Here is a 14,414-nt window from a genome sequence, read left to right as displayed (position 1 = left end):
GCCGGGAAGTGCTTGTCGACACCCTGCGATCCTGCCGGGGTGACCGACGACGTGCTGCCCGGCCCCACCGACTGGGGGACGACGGTCGGCGTCGGCCCCTGGGAGGGCCCGTGGCCCGACGACCCCCGCTACGACCGGGAGCTCCTCGAGCACGGCGACCGGCGCAACGTCGTCGACCGCTACCGCTACTGGACGGTCGAGGCGATCGTGGCCGACCTCGACGGCCGCCGGCACCCCTTCCACGTGGCCATCGAGAACTTCGGCCACGACCTGAACATCGGCACGGTCGTGCGCACCGCCAACGCCTTCCTCGCCGCGGAGGTGCACGTCGTGGGGCGGCGGCGGTGGAACCGGCGCGGCGCGATGGTCACCGACCGCTACCAGCACCTGCGCCACCACGCCGACGTCGACGGGCTGCTCGGCTGGGCCCGCGGGGAGGGCATCCCGGTCGTCGCCGTCGACAACCACCCCGGCGCCGTCCCGCTGGAGACCGCCGACCTGCCCGAGCGGTGCGTGCTGCTGTTCGGGCAGGAAGGTCCCGGGCTCACCGAGCCGGCCCGGGACGGCGCGGACCTCACCGTCTCCATCGCCCAGTTCGGCTCCACCCGGTCGATCAACGTGGGGGTCGCCGCCGGCATCGCGATGCACGCCTGGATCCGGCAGCACGCCGGCCCCTCCGCCTAGCCGGCGAGCACCTCGCGCAGGCGCGCCGCGAACGCCTCCGGCTGGCCGGGGAGGCCGAACTCGCCGCCCATGAAGCCGCCGTGGTGGCTGGGGAAGACGGCCAGCTCCGAGCCCAGCAGCCGCGCGGTCGCCTCGGCGGTGCGCCAGGTCAGCGTGCCCCTCGACTCGATCCCGGCGGCGATCACGACGCGGGTGGGTGCCGCCCGGAGCGCATCGGCGTCCGGGCGGTAGGCGGTGACCGCGTTCGAGACGCCGGAGAGCAGCGGATCCCGTCGGGAGCCGTCGTCCTCGGTGGGCAGCCCGAACGCTGCCGGGTCCGGGAGGGGCAGCTCGTCGGGGAGCTCGCCCTGCCACGAGGTGAGCGCGATGAACGCGGCCATGCCCGCGCCCCAGCCGCTCTTCTCGTAGGTCAGCTGCACCTGCCGCTCGGCGGCGAAGGCCCGCTCGGCGTCCGGCAGGACCGACAGGACCGGCGGCTCGTGCGCCACCAGGGTGCGCACGTCGCCGGGGTGCGCGGCCACCCACGCCAGCCCGGTCACCGCGCCGCCGCTGCTGGCCAGCACGTCGACCGGCCCGGCGCCGAGCGCCTCGACCAGCAGGTGCAGGTCCTCGGCCTGCCGGACGGGGTCGTGGTCGGTCCGCCCGTCGGTGCGCGTGCTGCGGCCCAGCCCCCGCGGGTCGTAGGTGACCACCGTGCGGTCGGGGAAGAGCCCGGCGAGCGTGCCGAAGCCGGTGGCGTCCATCGGCTGGGCGATCATCAGCAGCGGCGGCCGCCCGTCCGCGGCCGGCACCGGACCGCGGACGTCGTAGGCGAGGGTGGCGCCCGGGACGGGGAGCGACAGCGTCGTGGTCATGCCGTCCTGACCGGCGCCGTCCCGGGAAGTCATCGGTGCAGCGGTGCGTCGGGGTCGATGCCGCGGGCGCGCAGCGCCTGCTCGACCGCCGCGCAGACGGTGCGGACGACGTCCACCCGCGCCCACCGCTTGTCCTCCGCGGCGACCAGGTGCCACGGCGCGGCCGGGGAGTCGGTGCGGGCGAGCATCTCCTCGACCGCCGCGGTGTACTCGGGGCGCTTCCCGCGGTTGCGCCAGTCCTCGTCCGTCAGCTTCCAGGCCTTGTAGGGGTCGTCCCGCCGGGCCTCGAACCGGCGCAGCTGCTCCTCGGGCGACAGGTGCAGCCACAGCTTGACCAGGACCATGCCCTCGGCGGCGAGCGTCGTCTCGAGGTCGACGATCTCGTCGTAGGCCCGCCGCCACGCCTCCTCCGGCGCGAACCCCTCCACCCGCTCCACGAGCACCCGGCCGTACCAGGTGCGGTCGAGGACGGCCATCCCGCCCCAGCCCGGCAGCACCGGCCAGAACCGCCACATGAAGTGGTGCCGCTTCTCGTCGGGCGTGGGCGCGGAGAACTGGGCCACCCGCACGTGCCGCAGGTCCAGCTCGCCGACCAGCCGCTTGATCGCCCCGCCCTTGCCCGAGGCGTCCCAGCCCTCGATCAGCACGCACAGCGGCGGCCCGAGCTCCCCGGAGCCGAGCTGGCCGCCCAGCAGCAACCGCAGGTGCACCAGCCGCTGCTGCGCCGCGGCGAGCTGGGTCTTGCCCTCCTTCTTGCCCAGGCGCAGGGACAGGTCGACGTCGGCGAGCCGGCTCATGCCCCGACCCTGCCAGCCCGCGCCCTCGCCCGCCCTGGTGAGTTCCCTCTCGGCCGGCCCCGGGAGCGGCGGGGGAGTGGGACCATGGACGACGCCATGACTGCCCTGCCCCTCGTCTTCGACGCCCCCCGCCGCGGCAAGCCGCCGCGCCACCTCGCCGACCTCACCCGCGAGGAGGCCCGCGCGGCGGTCGCCGAGCTGGGGCAGCCGGCGTTCCGGGCCGACCAGCTGGCGCGGCACTACTACCGCGGCGTCACCGACCCCGCGCAGATGACCGACGTGCCGGCCGCGGTGCGCGAGACGCTCACCGAGGCGCTGCTCCCGGGCCTGCTCACGCCGGTGCGGCACCAGGAGGCCGACGGCGGGCGCACCCGGAAGACGCTGTGGCGGCTGCACGACGGCGCCCTGGTCGAGAGCGTGCTCATGCGCTACCCGGACCGGGCCACCGTCTGCATCTCCAGCCAGGCCGGCTGCGGCATGGCCTGCCCGTTCTGCGCGACCGGCCAGCAGGGGCTGACCCGCAACCTGTCCGCCGCCGAGATCATCGGCCAGGCCGTCGCCGCGGCCGCCGCGATGGCGAACGGGGAGATCCCGGGTGGCCCGGGCCGGCTGTCCAACGTCGTCTTCATGGGCATGGGGGAGCCGCTGGCCAACTACGCCCGCGTGCGCAAGACCCTCGACGCCCTGCTCACCCCCGCGCCGCACGGGCTCGGGCTGTCGCAGCGCTCGGTCACCGTGTCGACGGTGGGCCTCGTGCCGGCGATCCGGCGGCTCACGGATGAGGGCCGCAACGTCACCCTCGCGGTCAGCCTGCACGCCCCCGACGACGAGCTGCGCGACACCCTGGTGCCGATCAACACCCGCTGGAAGGTCGGCGAGGTGGTCGAGGCCGCCGACGCCTACGCGACGAGGACCGGGCGCCGCTACTCCATCGAGTACGCGCTCATCCGCGACGTCAACGACCAGCCGTTCCGCGCCGACCTCCTCGGCAAGCTCCTCGCCGGCCGGCTCGCGCACGTCAACCTGATCCCGCTCAACCCGACGCCGGGCAGCAAGTGGGACGCCAGCCCGCTGCCCGCCCAGCGCGAGTTCGTGGCTCGGCTGCGCGCCGCCGGGGTCCCGACGACGGTGCGGGACACCCGGGGCCAGGACATCGACGGCGCCTGCGGGCAGCTGGCCGCCGCCGACCAGGTCGACGGGGTCCCGAGCGTCGCCGTCGCCACGCCGTCGGCCGAGCCGGTCGAGCCCCCGGTCGCGCTCGGCGCCGAGGCGGACCAGGAGTGAGCGCCGGCGCCCCGTCCGACGCCGAGGCGCACGAGCACACCCACGCCGACGTCTCCGGCGGCTGGCTGCGGGCCGCCGTCTTCGGCGCGATGGACGGGCTGGTCACCAACACCGCCCTGGTCGCCGGCGTCGGTGGGGGCGGCGCCTCGTCGCGGGCCATCGTGCTCTCCGGCGTGGCCAGCCTCGTCGCGGGCGCGATCTCGATGGCGCTCGGCGAGTACACGTCGGTGAAGACGCAGAACGAGCAGCTCGACCTGGAGGTCGACAAGGAGCGGCGCGAGCTCCAGCGCAACCCCGAGGGCGAGCTGGCCGAGCTCGTGGAGATGCTCCGCGCCCGCGGGGTCGACGACCGGCTGGCCCGCAAGGTGGCCGTGCAGCTCTCGGAGGACCCGGAGATCGCGCTGCGGCTGCACGTCGTCGCCGAGCTCGGCCTCAACCCGGAGGACAAGCCGTCGCCGTGGGTCGCGGCGGTCTCCTCCTTCCTGACGTTCGGCACCGGCGCGGTGATCCCGCTGCTGCCGTTCCTGCTCGGCGGCTCCCTGCTGTGGGTGGCGCTGCTCTGCGGCGGCGCGGGCCTGTTCGCGGCCGGGGCGATCAGCTCCCGCTTCACGCCCCGGCCGTGGTGGTACGCCGGGCTACGCCAGCTGGTCTTCGGCGCGGCCGCCGCCGGGATCACGTACCTCGTGGGTGCCGCGATCGGCGTCAGCGTCGCCTGACACGGCGGTACGACGGCGGGCCGTCCGGCGCCGGTCCACGACCGCCAGGCCGGCGCCGGTGAGGAGCAGGGCGGCAGCCGCCGCGCCGGTGATCAGCAGCGCGGCCGACCCTGGGCGCGCCGACCTCGCTGCCACCGCGGGCGCGGACGACGACGCCGCCGCGGCAGCGGCGGCCAGCTCCAACGGCAGGACGACGAGATCACCGCTGGTCGCGCCCGAGAACGTGAGGGTGTGCGACCCGGTCTCGGCGTCGGCCGGCAGCGTGACGTCGGCGGTCACCGTGCCCGTACCGTCCGCGGTGAACGTCCCGAGGGTCACCGGTGCCGAGCGGAGGACGACCGTCACCTGCTCGCCGGACCGGAACCCGGTGTAGGCGAGGCGGAGCGCGTCGCCGGGCGCGAACCGGCCGCCGGGCAGCCGTGCGCAGTCGGCGCAGCCGGGCGCGGCGCCGGTCGCGGTCGCGCTGCTCGGGGCACCGGTAGCGGGAGCCGGTGCGCCGGGAGCGGCCCCGGCGGGAGGGGGTGCCGGCGCCCGGGGCGCACCGGTGGCCGGCGGTGCGGGAGCTGCCGGCGGGGCCGCTGCCGACGGGCCCTTCGGCTGACCCGGCGGTCCGCTGCCGCCCGGCTCCCACCACTGCGGCGGGTCGGGCGCCCCGACGACGGTCAGGGCCACCGCCGGGTAGTCGAACTCGACGTCGCCCAGGGAGCACCGCGCGCGCACGACGTAGGTGCCGGGGCCGGCTGCGTCGACCAGGCGCAGGCCCGTCGACCAGTTGCCGTCGTGCCACTCGTCGGTCTGGGCGTAGCCGTCGGCGGAGTGGTAGGACGTGGCGCCCGCCGGTGCTGCGGTGACCACGACGTACCAGGCCCGGCGCCCCTCGGTGTACGGGTCGTGCTCGGGATCCCAGCAGCCGGTCCCCGACACGGTGAAGGACCCGCCGCGCGGCACCGTCGAGGGGGAGACGACCGGAGCGGGCGCCGCCTGGGCGACCGGCGCCGGCAGGAGCAGCACCGCGACGGCCGCGGTGGTCAGGGTGGCGAGCAGGCGGGGCATCGGACTCCGTCGGGCGCACGGCCCGGCGCGCCCGAGCTCGGCGGAACGGTACGGTCCGCGCCGTTCCCGGCCAAGCACCCGCGGGCCCGGGAACTGCGCGTTCCCCCCGATGTCCCCCGAACGGCGGAAGGCCGGCCCCCGCGCGGGGAGCCGGCCTTCCGGTCGTCAGGGGAGCCGCGTCAGCGGCTGCGCCAGGCGTTCTTCCGCCGGAAGATGTCCCACACCAGGATCAGCACCATCACGGCCGCGGTGCCGACGACCCACAGGTCCTCGACGCGCCCCTCGTGGTTGCCGATCAGGTAGGAGAGCATGATCAGCACCGCCACCCAGGCGGCGATCCGGCCCTTCTTCCCGGTCTCGGCGTGCCAGCCCCAGTCGGCCGGCTCCTCGTGCGTGACGGGGTGCTCGCCGGCGCGGACGACGGCTTCCTCGCGGCCGGGCTGGCTGACCCGGGACGTCGCGGGGTTGTCCAGCGCGGCCCGGCTGTGGTGGGTCGATTCGCTCACGCCCGCATTCTGACAGCTGCCCCCGGCCGGCACCCGGCGAGGTTCCCCTGGACCGGCGCGCCGCGCCGTCGGGGAGGATGCAGCCGTGACGACGCAGCGCGAGGTGACGGTCCTCGGTTCCACCGGGTCCATCGGCCGGCAGGCGATCGAGGTCGCCATGCAGAACCCCGACCGGCTGCGCATCACGGGCCTGGCCGCGGGCGGGGGGAACGTCGCCACGCTCGCCGAGCAGGCGCTCTCGCTCGGCGTGCGCACCGTCGCCGTCGCCCGGGCCACCGCCGCCCAGGACCTGCAGCTGGCCTTCTACGCCGCCGCCTCGCAGCGCGGCTGGTCCAAGGGCGAGTACGCGCTGCCGGAGATCCTGGCCGGTCCGCGCGCCGCCGAGGAGCTGGCCGCCCGGCCGGCCGACGTCGTCCTCAACGGCATCACCGGCTCGATCGGCCTGGGCCCCACGCTGTCGGCGCTGCATGCCGGGCGCACCGTGGCGCTGGCGAACAAGGAGTCGCTCATCGCCGGGGGTGGCCTGGTGCTCGCCGCTGCCGCCCCTGGCCAGCTGGTGCCCGTCGACTCCGAGCACTCGGCCCTGGCGCAGTGCCTCCGCGGGGGCGCCCGCGACGAGGTCGCCCGGCTCGTGCTCACCGCCAGCGGCGGCCCGTTCCGGGGCCGGTCGGCCGCGGAGCTCGAGGGGGTCACCGTCGCCGAGGCGCTGGCGCACCCCACCTGGGACATGGGGCCGGTCGTCACCATCAACTCGGCCACGCTCGTGAACAAGGGGCTGGAGCTGATCGAGGCGCACCTGCTCTTCGGCGTCCCGTACGCCGACATCGACGTCGTCGTCCACCCGCAGTCGATCGTGCACTCGATGGTGACCTTCAGCGACGGGGCCACGCTGGCGCAGGCCAGCCCGCCGGACATGCGGCTGCCGATCGCCCTCGGGCTGGCGTGGCCCGACCGGCTGCCGCACGTCCAGCCGGCGCTGGACTGGTCGACGGCGAGCACGTGGGAGTTCCTGCCGCTGGACTCCGACGCGTTCCCGGCCGTCCGCCTGGCCCGGGCCGCGGGGGAGGCGGGGGGCGTGGTCCCCGCGCTCTACAACGCCGCCAACGAGGAGGCCGTCGCCGCGTTCACGGCGGGTCGGCTCTCGTTCCCAGGGATCGTCCAGCTCGTCGCGCGTACCCTCGACGAGGCGCCGGACCTCGGTGCCCCCACCAGCGTCGAGGACGTCCTCGCCGCCGAGAAGTGGGCCCGGGAGCACGCCCGGGGAGTCATCGCCGGAGGCTGAGCTGAGCGGGATCCTCCTGACGGTCCTGGGGATCGTCGCCTTCGCCGTCGGGCTGCTGTTCTCGATCGGCTTCCACGAGGCCGGTCACTTCTACTGGGCGCGGAAGTTCGGCATGCGCGTCCCGCAGTTCATGGTCGGCTTCGGGCCGACGGTCCTCTCCCGCACCCGCGGCGAGACCGAGTACGGCATCAAGGCCGTGCCGCTCGGCGGCTACATCCGCATCGTCGGCATGATCCCGCCGGCCGAGGAGGGCGAGAGCAAGCGCGCGACCCGCATGCGCAGCTTCATCGCCGAGGTGCGCGGCCAGGCGCAGGACGACGTGCTGCCCACCGACGCCGACCGGGTGTTCTGGAAGAAGCCCTGGTGGCAGCGGGTCATCGTGATGTTCGCCGGCCCCTTCCACAACCTGGTGCTGGCCGTCGTCTTCTTCGCGATCGTGCTGACCGCCGTCGGCACCAGCGTGCTCAGCACCCAGATCCGCACCGTCCCGGCCTGCGTCCTGCCGGCCGGGGCGGCCACGGCCGGGGCCGAGGACCCGTGCGCCGTGCCGATCACCGCGGCGGGCGAGGAGTGCACCGCCGGCGCCGAGGGGTGCGCGCTGCCCCAGCGCAGCCCGGCGGCCGAGGCGGGGCTGCGCCCCGGCGACACGATCGTGGCCATCGGCGGCACCCCGGTCGAGCCGACCGACTACTCCTCGTGGACCACGGTCCAGGACGCGATCCGCAGCAGCCCGGGCGAGCCGCTCGACCTGGTCATCGAGCGGGACGGCGAGCGGCGGGAGCTGACCGTCACCCCGATCGCCAACACGGTCTACACCGAGGCCGGCAGCGACGAGACGACGACCGCGGGCTACCTCGGGATCAGCCCGCTGGGCACCCTGGCCCGCCAGGACGTAGCGGACGTGCCCGGCTACTTCGGGATGATCGTGACCAACTCCGTGCAGCGGCTGGTCGAGATCCCGGAGAAGATCCCGCAGCTGTTCCGGGCCGCCTTCCTCGGCGAGGAGCGCGACGTGAACGGGCCGATCGGCGTCGTCGGCGTCGGCCGCATCTCCGGTGAGGCGTTCGCGCTGGAGCAGCTGTCCGGCATGGAGAAGCTGAGCTTCTTCCTCAGCCTGCTGGCCAGCGTCAACCTGGTGCTGTTCCTGTTCAACCTGCTGCCGATCTACCCGCTCGACGGCGGGCACATCGCCGGCGCGCTGTACGAGAAGGCCCGGGCCACGGTCGCCCGCCTGCGCGGACGCCCGGACCCGGGCCCCTTCGACATCGCCCGGCTGATGCCGGTGGCCTACGCCGTCGCCGGCCTGTTCCTCGCGCTGTCGCTGCTGCTCGTCGTCGCCGACCTGGTCAACCCGATCACGCTGGGCTGACCGGCCGGGCGCAGGTCACAGCCGTGTCCGCGGCGCGCCGGACGCGGCGGGGGATACTGGGCGCATGGCCATCCCCGTCGGTCTCGGCATGCCCGCTGCGCCCCCTCCCGTGCTCGCGCCCCGGCGCAAGACCCGCCAGCTCGACGTGGGCGGTGTCGGCGTCGGCAGCGACTTCCCGGTGAGCGTGCAGTCCATGTGCACCACCAAGACCGCCGACATCAACGCGACGCTGCAGCAGATCGCCGAGCTGACCGCCTCCGGCTGCCAGATCGTGCGGGTCGCGGTGCCCGACACCGACGACGCCGAGGCGCTGCCGATCATCGCGAAGAAGTCGCAGATCCCGGTCATCGCCGACATCCACTTCCAGCCGCGGTACGTGTTCGCCGCGATCGACGCCGGCTGCGCCGCCGTCCGCGTGAACCCGGGCAACATCAAGAAGTTCGACGACAAGGTCGGGGAGATCGCCAAGGCGGCCAAGGACGCCGGCATCCCGATCCGCATCGGCGTCAACGCCGGTTCCCTGGACAAGCGGCTGCTGGCCAAGTACGGCAAGGCCACCCCGGAGGCGCTGGTCGAGTCCGCGCTCTGGGAGTGCTCGCTGTTCGAGGAGCACGACTTCCGCGACATCAAGATCTCGGTCAAGCACAACGACCCGGTGGTCATGGTCCGCGCCTACGAGCTGCTGGCCGCGCAGTGCGACTACCCGCTCCACCTCGGCGTCACCGAGGCCGGCCCGGCGTTCCAGGGCACGATCAAGTCCGCCGTCGCCTTCGGCGCCCTGCTGTCCCAGGGCATCGGCGACACCATCCGCGTCTCGCTGTCCGCGCCGCCGGCCGAGGAGGTCAAGGTCGGCAACCAGATCCTGGAGTCGCTGAACCTCAAGCAGCGTGGCCTGGAGATCGTCAGCTGCCCGTCCTGCGGCCGCGCGCAGGTCGACGTCTACAAGCTGGCCAACGAGGTCACCGCCGGCCTGGAGGGCATGGAGGTGCCGCTGCGCGTGGCGGTCATGGGCTGCGTCGTGAACGGCCCGGGTGAGGCCCGCGAGGCCGACCTGGGCGTGGCCTCCGGCAACGGCAAGGGGCAGATCTTCGTCAAGGGCGAGGTCGTGAAGACCGTGCCGGAGTCGCAGATCGTCGAGACGCTGATCGAGGAGGCCATGCGCATCGCCGGGGAGCAGGTGGACGCCGGCACGCCGTCCGGCCCGCCCGTGGTCACCGTCAGCTGACCGTCCCGTGCTGAGCACGCCCACCGCGCGCGTCCTGGACGACGCGGACGAGCCGGCGGTCACCCGGCTGCTGGCCACCGACCCGGTGGCCACCTGCTGGCTGGCCGGCCGGGTGGAGCAGGTCGGCGTCGCGCCGGTGTCCCTCGGGGCGCCGCTGTGGGGGATGGGCTCGCGCGACTCCCTCGACGCGGTGTGCCTGGCCGGGGCCAACCTGATCCCGTTCGCCCGACCGGGCGCGGAGCAGGCCGCCGCGGCCGCGTTCGCCGAGCGGGCCCGTCGCGCCGGCCGCCGGTGCAGCACCATCGTCGGCCCGGCCGCCGCCGTCGGACCGCTGTGGGAGCTCCTGGAGCCGTCCTGGGGGCCGGCCCGCGACCTCCGCCCGCGCCAGCCGCTGCTGGCCATCGACGGTCCGCCGGCGGTCGCGCCCGAACCGCGGGTGCGCCCGGTGCGCCCGGCCGAGCTGGAGACGCTGCTGCCGGCCTCCATCGCCATGTTCACCGAGGAGGTCGGGGTCAGCCCGCTGCGCTCCGACGGCGGTGCCGCCTACCGGGCCCGGGTGGCCGACCTCGTGCGGGCCGGGCAGTCGCTGGCCTGGATCGAGGACGGCGAGGTGCTGTTCAAGGCCGAGATCGGGGCGGTGTCCCGCGCCGCCTGCCAGGTGCAGGGCGTCTGGGTCGCCCCCGGCCACCGGGGTCGCGGCATCGGCACCGCAGGCACCGCGGCGGTCGTGGAGTACGCCCGCGCCACCATCGCGCCGGTGGTCAGCCTGTACGTCAACGACTTCAACGCCGCGGCCCGGGCGTCCTACGCGAAGGTCGGGTTCCGCGAGGTCGGGACCTACTCCAGCGTGCTCTTCTGAGACCGCCGGGTCCGTCTGCGAGGCTGTCAGCCGTGCGCGCGCGTTCCGGTTCGGTCCTGGTCACCTCGCTGCTGCTCGCCGTACCGGTGCTCGGCGCCTGCTCGGGCGGCGGTGAGGACGAGGCCCGCGAGGCCGCGCAGGCCTTCCTCGACGACTGGGCCGGGGGCGAGACCGATGCCGCCGCGGCGGCCACCACGGACCCCGACACCGCGACCGCGCTGCTCCAGCAGACGGCCACCGACCTCCCCGACGCGCAGCTGAGCACCGAGCTGGGCGAGGTCACGGTCGAGGACGGCGGCGCGTCGGTGGGCTGGACCGCGACCTGGGACCTCGCGGCCGCGCCGGACTGGAGCTACGACGCCACCCTGCGGCTCGAGGAGGACGGCGACGGGTGGGCGGTGGTCGCCGAGCCGTCGCTGGTGCACCCCGAGCTGGGGGAGGGGCAGCACCTCGAGCTGGAGCGCAGCCTGCCCGAGCGCGCGCCGATCACCGGTGCGGACGGCGCGCCGTTGTTCACCCCCACCGAGGTGGTGAACGTCGGCGTCGACCCGGCGCAGGTCACCGACCTCCCGGCGCTGGCCTCGGCGCTGGCCGCGGCCACGGGCACCGACGCCGCGGAGATCACCGCGGACGTCCAGGCCGCTCCGGCGGGGCAGTTCGTCCCGGTCATCACCCTGCGCAGGCCGGACTTCGAGGCGATCCGCGCCCAGGTCTTCGACCTCCCCGGCGCGGTCTTCCCGACCAGCACCCGGCTGCTGGCCCCCTCCCCGCGGTTCGCCGAGGCGCTGCTCGGGCGGGTCGGCGACGCCACCGCGGAGATCATCGAGGAGACCGCCGAGGACGGCGCCCCGCGCTACGCCGCCGGCGACCAGGTCGGCCTCTCCGGTCTGCAGCGTGCCCTGCAGGAGCAGCTGACCGGCACGCCCGGGTTCACCGTCCGGGTGACCGCGCTCGACGAGAGCATCGGGGACGAGGGCCGCGAGATCGCCGGCGTCGACCCGGTGCCGGGCGAGCCGGCGCAGACGCCGCTGGTCCCGGCGATCCAGACCGCCGCCGACGCCGCCGTCGCCGCCGAGACCCGGCCCACGCACCTGGTGGTCGTGCGGCCCGGTACCGGCGAGATCCTGGCCGTCTCCTCCAACGAGATCGCCGACGCCGGCAACGCCCTGTCCGGGCAGTTCCCGCCGGGCTCGAGCATGAAGGCGATCACCGCGACCGCCCTCCTCGGTGCGGGCGCGGTGACGCCGACTACGCCCGTTCCCTGCCCGGGCACCACCGTGGTCGAGGGGCGGGAGTTCGAGAACCAGGACCAGTTCGACCTGGGCACCGTGCCGTTCACCGAGGCCTTCGCCGAGTCCTGCAACACCACCTTCATCCAGGCGGCGATGGAGCTCCCCGACGGCGCGCTGGCCGAGGCGGCGCGCTCCTACGGTGTCGGCTCGGACTGGCAGCTGCCGGTCGACGTGTTCGGCGGGAGCGTGCCTTCCGACAGCACCGGGACGACGAAGGCGGCCAACGCCATCGGCCAGGGGCAGGTGCTGATGAGCCCGGCGCAGATGGCGCTCGTCGTCGCCGGCATCGCCAGCGGCACGCCGGCCGCGCCCGTCGAGGTGTCCGGCTCGACCGCCGCCGGTGAGGCGCCGGCCGGCCCGGGGCAGGCGGTGCTCGACGCGCTCCGGCCGATGATGCGCCAGGTGGTGCTCACCGGCACCGCCGCCGCGCTCGCCGACCGCGGCGAGGTGTTCGGCAAGACCGGCACCGCCGAGTACGGCAGCAACACCCCGCCCGACTCGCACGGCTGGTTCGCCGGCTACCGCACCGGCGGGGCGACCGGTGACATCGCGTTCGCCGTCCTGGTCGAGGGCGGGCAGTCCAGCAGCGCCGCCGTCGCGGTGGCGGACGCCTTCCTCGGCGCGGTCGGGTAGGCCTCAGGCGTAGCGGAAGGCCAGCGCGGTCTCCCGGGCGTAGCGCCGCCGCGTGAACCACAGCAGGACGCGGAAGCCGTTGCCCACGGACGAGAAGGCGGTGTCGCGCTGCTCGGGTGTCAGGCCGTCGGCGACCCACGGGACGAGGAACCTCGTCCGGGCGAAGGTGGCACCGGAGCCGGCGGCCTCCTCCACGCGGTCCCAGCCCTCCTGCGGCAGCAGCCGCTGCACGATCGGCAACGCGCCGGTCTCCTCGTGCCGCAGGTGCTCGCCGAGGACGTCGCACGCCTGCCGGGTGGTCCCGGCGAGCCGGCTCCGGGTCTCCTCGTCCGGGCGGTCCGCCATCCGTGCGAACCCCTCCGCGCAGGCGGCCAGGAGCGGGTCGATGAGCTGGTGCTCGGCCTCCATCGCCTCGAGCGTGGCCCGTCCCGCCGTGTCGCCGTCGGCGTCGACGAGGTCGAGCAGCTGCGGCCACAGCACGTCGTCCTCGGTCGTGTGGTGGTGGTGCAGGACGTGGCTGAACCGCTCCCACCGCACCGCGAGCCCGCGCCAGACGTCGATCTCCCCGACGGGGGTGCCGGCGGCCGCCGCGGCGAACGAGGCGAGGTCGCGGCGGAAGGCGTGGTGGGCCAGGTACATGCCGTTGAGGTCCAGCGGTCCCTCGGCCACGTGCGTCTGACCGGGCAGGTCCAGCAGGGCCGGGCCGGCCGGGCGGTGCGTGGTGGTGCTCATCGAGCGGTCCTCTCGTGCGGTGGCAGGGGCTCGGTGCCCCGGTGCCCGCAGCGTCGGACCGGTCGCTTGCGGCGTACTTGGACGCCACTGCAGAGCGGGTGGGTCAGCTGGCCGGCAGCCCCGGGAAGGGGGTCGTGACGGGGGTGCGGCCCGCTGCCGTCCGCCAGCTCACCGCGCGCACCTCGGCCTCGCCCAGGGCCGTGACGGCGAGCTCGCGGGTGGAGCTCTCCACGGCCTGGTCCAGCACGCGCACCCACGCCGCGGCGACGCCGTCCTCGAGCTCCACGGCCAGCGCCGCGGCGTCCACCGCGGACAGCACGGGGAACGGCAGGGCGTAGGCGCCCTCGGCCTGGGCCGGGTCGGCGCCGCGCTCGGTGAGCAGCGCGACGACGCGGTCGCGCAGGTCGCGGTGCGCCGTCTCGGCCGCCGACGCGGTCCCCTGGGCGGTCGGGTCCAGCGCGGCGCCCACCACGCCGTAGCCCCACACCGCCGTGTGCTCCGCGGTCAGCGCGTCGTCCAGGGCGGCGTTCTCCGTCGCCTCGGTGAGCGCACCGGTGCTGTCGTCAGCCACTGCCGGCTCCCGTCATGCCAGTCGTCCGTCCTGCCCGCGCAGCCCCGCCGCGATCGAGCCCAGCAGCGCGGCGCGGGCCCCCGACTGGCCCACGCAGGCCGTCGCGTGGGATGTGGCCGCCGCCGCGACCTGGCCCCGCAGCCAGGCGCGGGCGCCGCCGGCCGGCGGAGCGTCGGAGGCCGGGGCCGACGACGTCGCCCCGGGAGCCGCCGCGCGCAGCCGGTCGAGCTGCTCCCCGGCCTGCGCGGCGAGGTCGGCGACCTCCGCGGCCAGGGCCGGCTCGGCTGCGCCCGCGGCGGTGTAGGCGGCGACCAGCGCCTCCTGCACGCCCACCTGGGCGGCCAGCTCGTCGGCCTGCCGGCCGGTGACCTGCTCGCGCTCGTCCGGGGAGGAGGTGCAGCCGGCGGCGAGGACGGCCACCCCGACCGAGGAGGCCACGAGCAGGGTGCGCCGGGAGAAGCCCCGCGACGGGGGAGCGGCGGTGGGATGCATCGGTGCCATCCTCGCAGCCGCGGGGCCCGTCGGTCGGGAGACCGGCCGGAGGGCCGTCGCACCCG

15 protein-coding genes are annotated in these 14,414 nt (G+C 75.5%); 8 read left to right on the top strand and 7 right to left on the bottom strand.

All coding sequences use genetic code 11. The annotated features are described in order from the left end of the window. The first annotated feature begins 39 nt into the window (after positions 1 to 39). A complete protein-coding gene (locus tag DQ241_RS11985; RefSeq protein WP_113830454.1) occupies positions 40 to 684 on the top strand; it encodes an RNA methyltransferase in 645 nt (214 codons plus the stop codon). Here DQ241_RS11985 and DQ241_RS11980 read toward each other — a convergent pair. Next, positions 681 to 1,571 carry an alpha/beta fold hydrolase gene (locus tag DQ241_RS11980; RefSeq protein WP_233492389.1) on the bottom strand — a complete coding sequence of 297 codons (891 nt, stop codon included), beginning with the start codon at positions 1,569 to 1,571 and terminating at the stop codon, positions 681 to 683. The two genes, DQ241_RS11985 and DQ241_RS11980, sit on opposite strands and share 4 nt — an antisense overlap. Next, entirely contained in the window at positions 1,568 to 2,335 is a 768-nt protein-coding gene (locus DQ241_RS11975; protein WP_113830452.1) for a polyphosphate kinase 2 family protein, read from the bottom strand. Before DQ241_RS11975 ends, DQ241_RS11980 begins: the two co-directional genes overlap by 4 nt. 96 nt (positions 2,336 to 2,431) lie before the next feature. Here DQ241_RS11975 and rlmN point away from each other — a divergent pair, with 96 nt between their 5' ends. Then, positions 2,432 to 3,619: a 23S rRNA (adenine(2503)-C(2))-methyltransferase RlmN gene (gene rlmN, locus DQ241_RS11970; protein ID WP_113830768.1), complete on the top strand. Its 1,188-nt coding sequence runs from the start codon at positions 2,432 to 2,434 to the stop codon at positions 3,617 to 3,619. Then, positions 3,616 to 4,335, top strand: coding sequence for a VIT1/CCC1 transporter family protein (locus tag DQ241_RS11965; RefSeq protein ID WP_113830451.1), 720 nt, complete (start codon positions 3,616 to 3,618; stop codon positions 4,333 to 4,335). Before rlmN ends, DQ241_RS11965 begins: the two co-directional genes overlap by 4 nt. Here DQ241_RS11965 and DQ241_RS11960 read toward each other — a convergent pair. Both DQ241_RS11960 and DQ241_RS11955 read right to left on the bottom strand, forming a co-directional pair. Next, positions 4,255 to 5,388: a hypothetical protein gene (locus DQ241_RS11960; protein WP_113830450.1), complete on the bottom strand. Its 1,134-nt coding sequence runs from the start codon at positions 5,386 to 5,388 to the stop codon at positions 4,255 to 4,257. The two genes, DQ241_RS11965 and DQ241_RS11960, sit on opposite strands and share 81 nt — an antisense overlap. A gap of 179 nt (positions 5,389 to 5,567) precedes the next feature. Then, on the bottom strand, positions 5,568 to 5,894 hold the full coding sequence (locus tag DQ241_RS11955) for a DUF2631 domain-containing protein (protein ID WP_233492388.1): 327 nt from the start codon (positions 5,892 to 5,894) through the stop codon (positions 5,568 to 5,570). A gap of 85 nt (positions 5,895 to 5,979) precedes the next feature. Between DQ241_RS11955 and dxr the strand changes: the two genes are divergently transcribed. The 5 genes from dxr (at position 5,980) to DQ241_RS11930 (ending at position 12,554) form a co-directional block, all read left to right on the top strand. After that, on the top strand, positions 5,980 to 7,176 hold the full coding sequence (gene dxr / locus DQ241_RS11950; RefSeq protein ID WP_113830448.1) for a 1-deoxy-D-xylulose-5-phosphate reductoisomerase: 1,197 nt from the start codon (positions 5,980 to 5,982) through the stop codon (positions 7,174 to 7,176). Position 7,177: 1 nt separating this feature from the next. After that, on the top strand, positions 7,178 to 8,545 hold the full coding sequence (locus DQ241_RS11945; RefSeq protein ID WP_370444379.1) for an RIP metalloprotease: 1,368 nt from the start codon (positions 7,178 to 7,180) through the stop codon (positions 8,543 to 8,545). A gap of 64 nt (positions 8,546 to 8,609) precedes the next feature. Beyond that, the gene (ispG, locus tag DQ241_RS11940; RefSeq protein ID WP_113830447.1) at positions 8,610 to 9,770 is read left to right on the top strand and encodes a flavodoxin-dependent (E)-4-hydroxy-3-methylbut-2-enyl-diphosphate synthase; all 1,161 of its coding nucleotides are present in this window, start codon (positions 8,610 to 8,612) and stop codon (positions 9,768 to 9,770) included. A 7-nt stretch (positions 9,771 to 9,777) separates the two neighbouring features. Then, positions 9,778 to 10,629 (top strand): DUF4081 domain-containing GNAT family N-acetyltransferase, encoded by an 852-nt coding sequence (locus tag DQ241_RS11935; protein WP_113830446.1) that lies wholly within the window; start codon positions 9,778 to 9,780, stop codon positions 10,627 to 10,629. A 32-nt stretch (positions 10,630 to 10,661) separates the two neighbouring features. Continuing rightward, entirely contained in the window at positions 10,662 to 12,554 is a 1,893-nt protein-coding gene (locus DQ241_RS11930) for a penicillin-binding transpeptidase domain-containing protein (RefSeq protein ID WP_113830445.1), read from the top strand. Positions 12,555 to 12,557: 3 nt separating this feature from the next. Here the strand turns inward: DQ241_RS11930 and DQ241_RS11925 are convergent, their stop codons facing one another. The 3 genes from DQ241_RS11925 to DQ241_RS11915 form a co-directional block, all read right to left on the bottom strand. Then, the gene (locus DQ241_RS11925) at positions 12,558 to 13,286 is read right to left on the bottom strand and encodes a hemerythrin domain-containing protein (RefSeq protein ID WP_113830444.1); all 729 of its coding nucleotides are present in this window, start codon (positions 13,284 to 13,286) and stop codon (positions 12,558 to 12,560) included. Between the two features lie 103 nt (positions 13,287 to 13,389). Further along, complete coding sequence (locus DQ241_RS11920; protein WP_113830443.1) at positions 13,390 to 13,857, bottom strand: ferritin-like domain-containing protein; 468 nt, start codon at positions 13,855 to 13,857, stop codon at positions 13,390 to 13,392. Between the two features lie 12 nt (positions 13,858 to 13,869). After that, entirely contained in the window at positions 13,870 to 14,349 is a 480-nt protein-coding gene (locus tag DQ241_RS11915) for a hypothetical protein (protein ID WP_113830442.1), read from the bottom strand. Between the last annotated feature and the right edge of the window lie 65 nt (positions 14,350 to 14,414).

The sequence above is a fragment of the Blastococcus sp. TF02A-30 genome (genome assembly GCF_003319185.1).
In the GTDB taxonomy this organism is placed as follows: Bacteria; Actinomycetota; Actinomycetes; order Mycobacteriales; family Geodermatophilaceae; genus Blastococcus.
Note: the sequence above shows the minus strand (reverse complement) of the source record. Positions and strands in the feature narration are given on the sequence as shown.

Bases quoted from the DNA above. Each gene is read 5' to 3' on its own strand.
- DQ241_RS11925 (WP_113830444.1), bottom strand. From the start codon at position 13,286: ATGAGCACCACCACGCACCGCCCGGCCGGCCCGGCCCTGCTGGACCTG.
- DQ241_RS11975 (WP_113830452.1), bottom strand. From the start codon at position 2,335: ATGAGCCGGCTCGCCGACGTCGACCTGTCCCTGCGCCTGGGCAAGAAG.
- ispG (WP_113830447.1), top strand. From the start codon at position 8,610: ATGGCCATCCCCGTCGGTCTCGGCATGCCCGCTGCGCCCCCTCCCGTG.
- DQ241_RS11980 (WP_233492389.1), bottom strand. From the start codon at position 1,571: ATGACTTCCCGGGACGGCGCCGGTCAGGACGGCATGACCACGACGCTG.
- DQ241_RS11960 (WP_113830450.1), bottom strand. From the start codon at position 5,388: ATGCCCCGCCTGCTCGCCACCCTGACCACCGCGGCCGTCGCGGTGCTG.
- rlmN (WP_113830768.1), top strand. From the start codon at position 2,432: ATGACTGCCCTGCCCCTCGTCTTCGACGCCCCCCGCCGCGGCAAGCCG.
- DQ241_RS11915 (WP_113830442.1), bottom strand. From the start codon at position 14,349: ATGCATCCCACCGCCGCTCCCCCGTCGCGGGGCTTCTCCCGGCGCACC.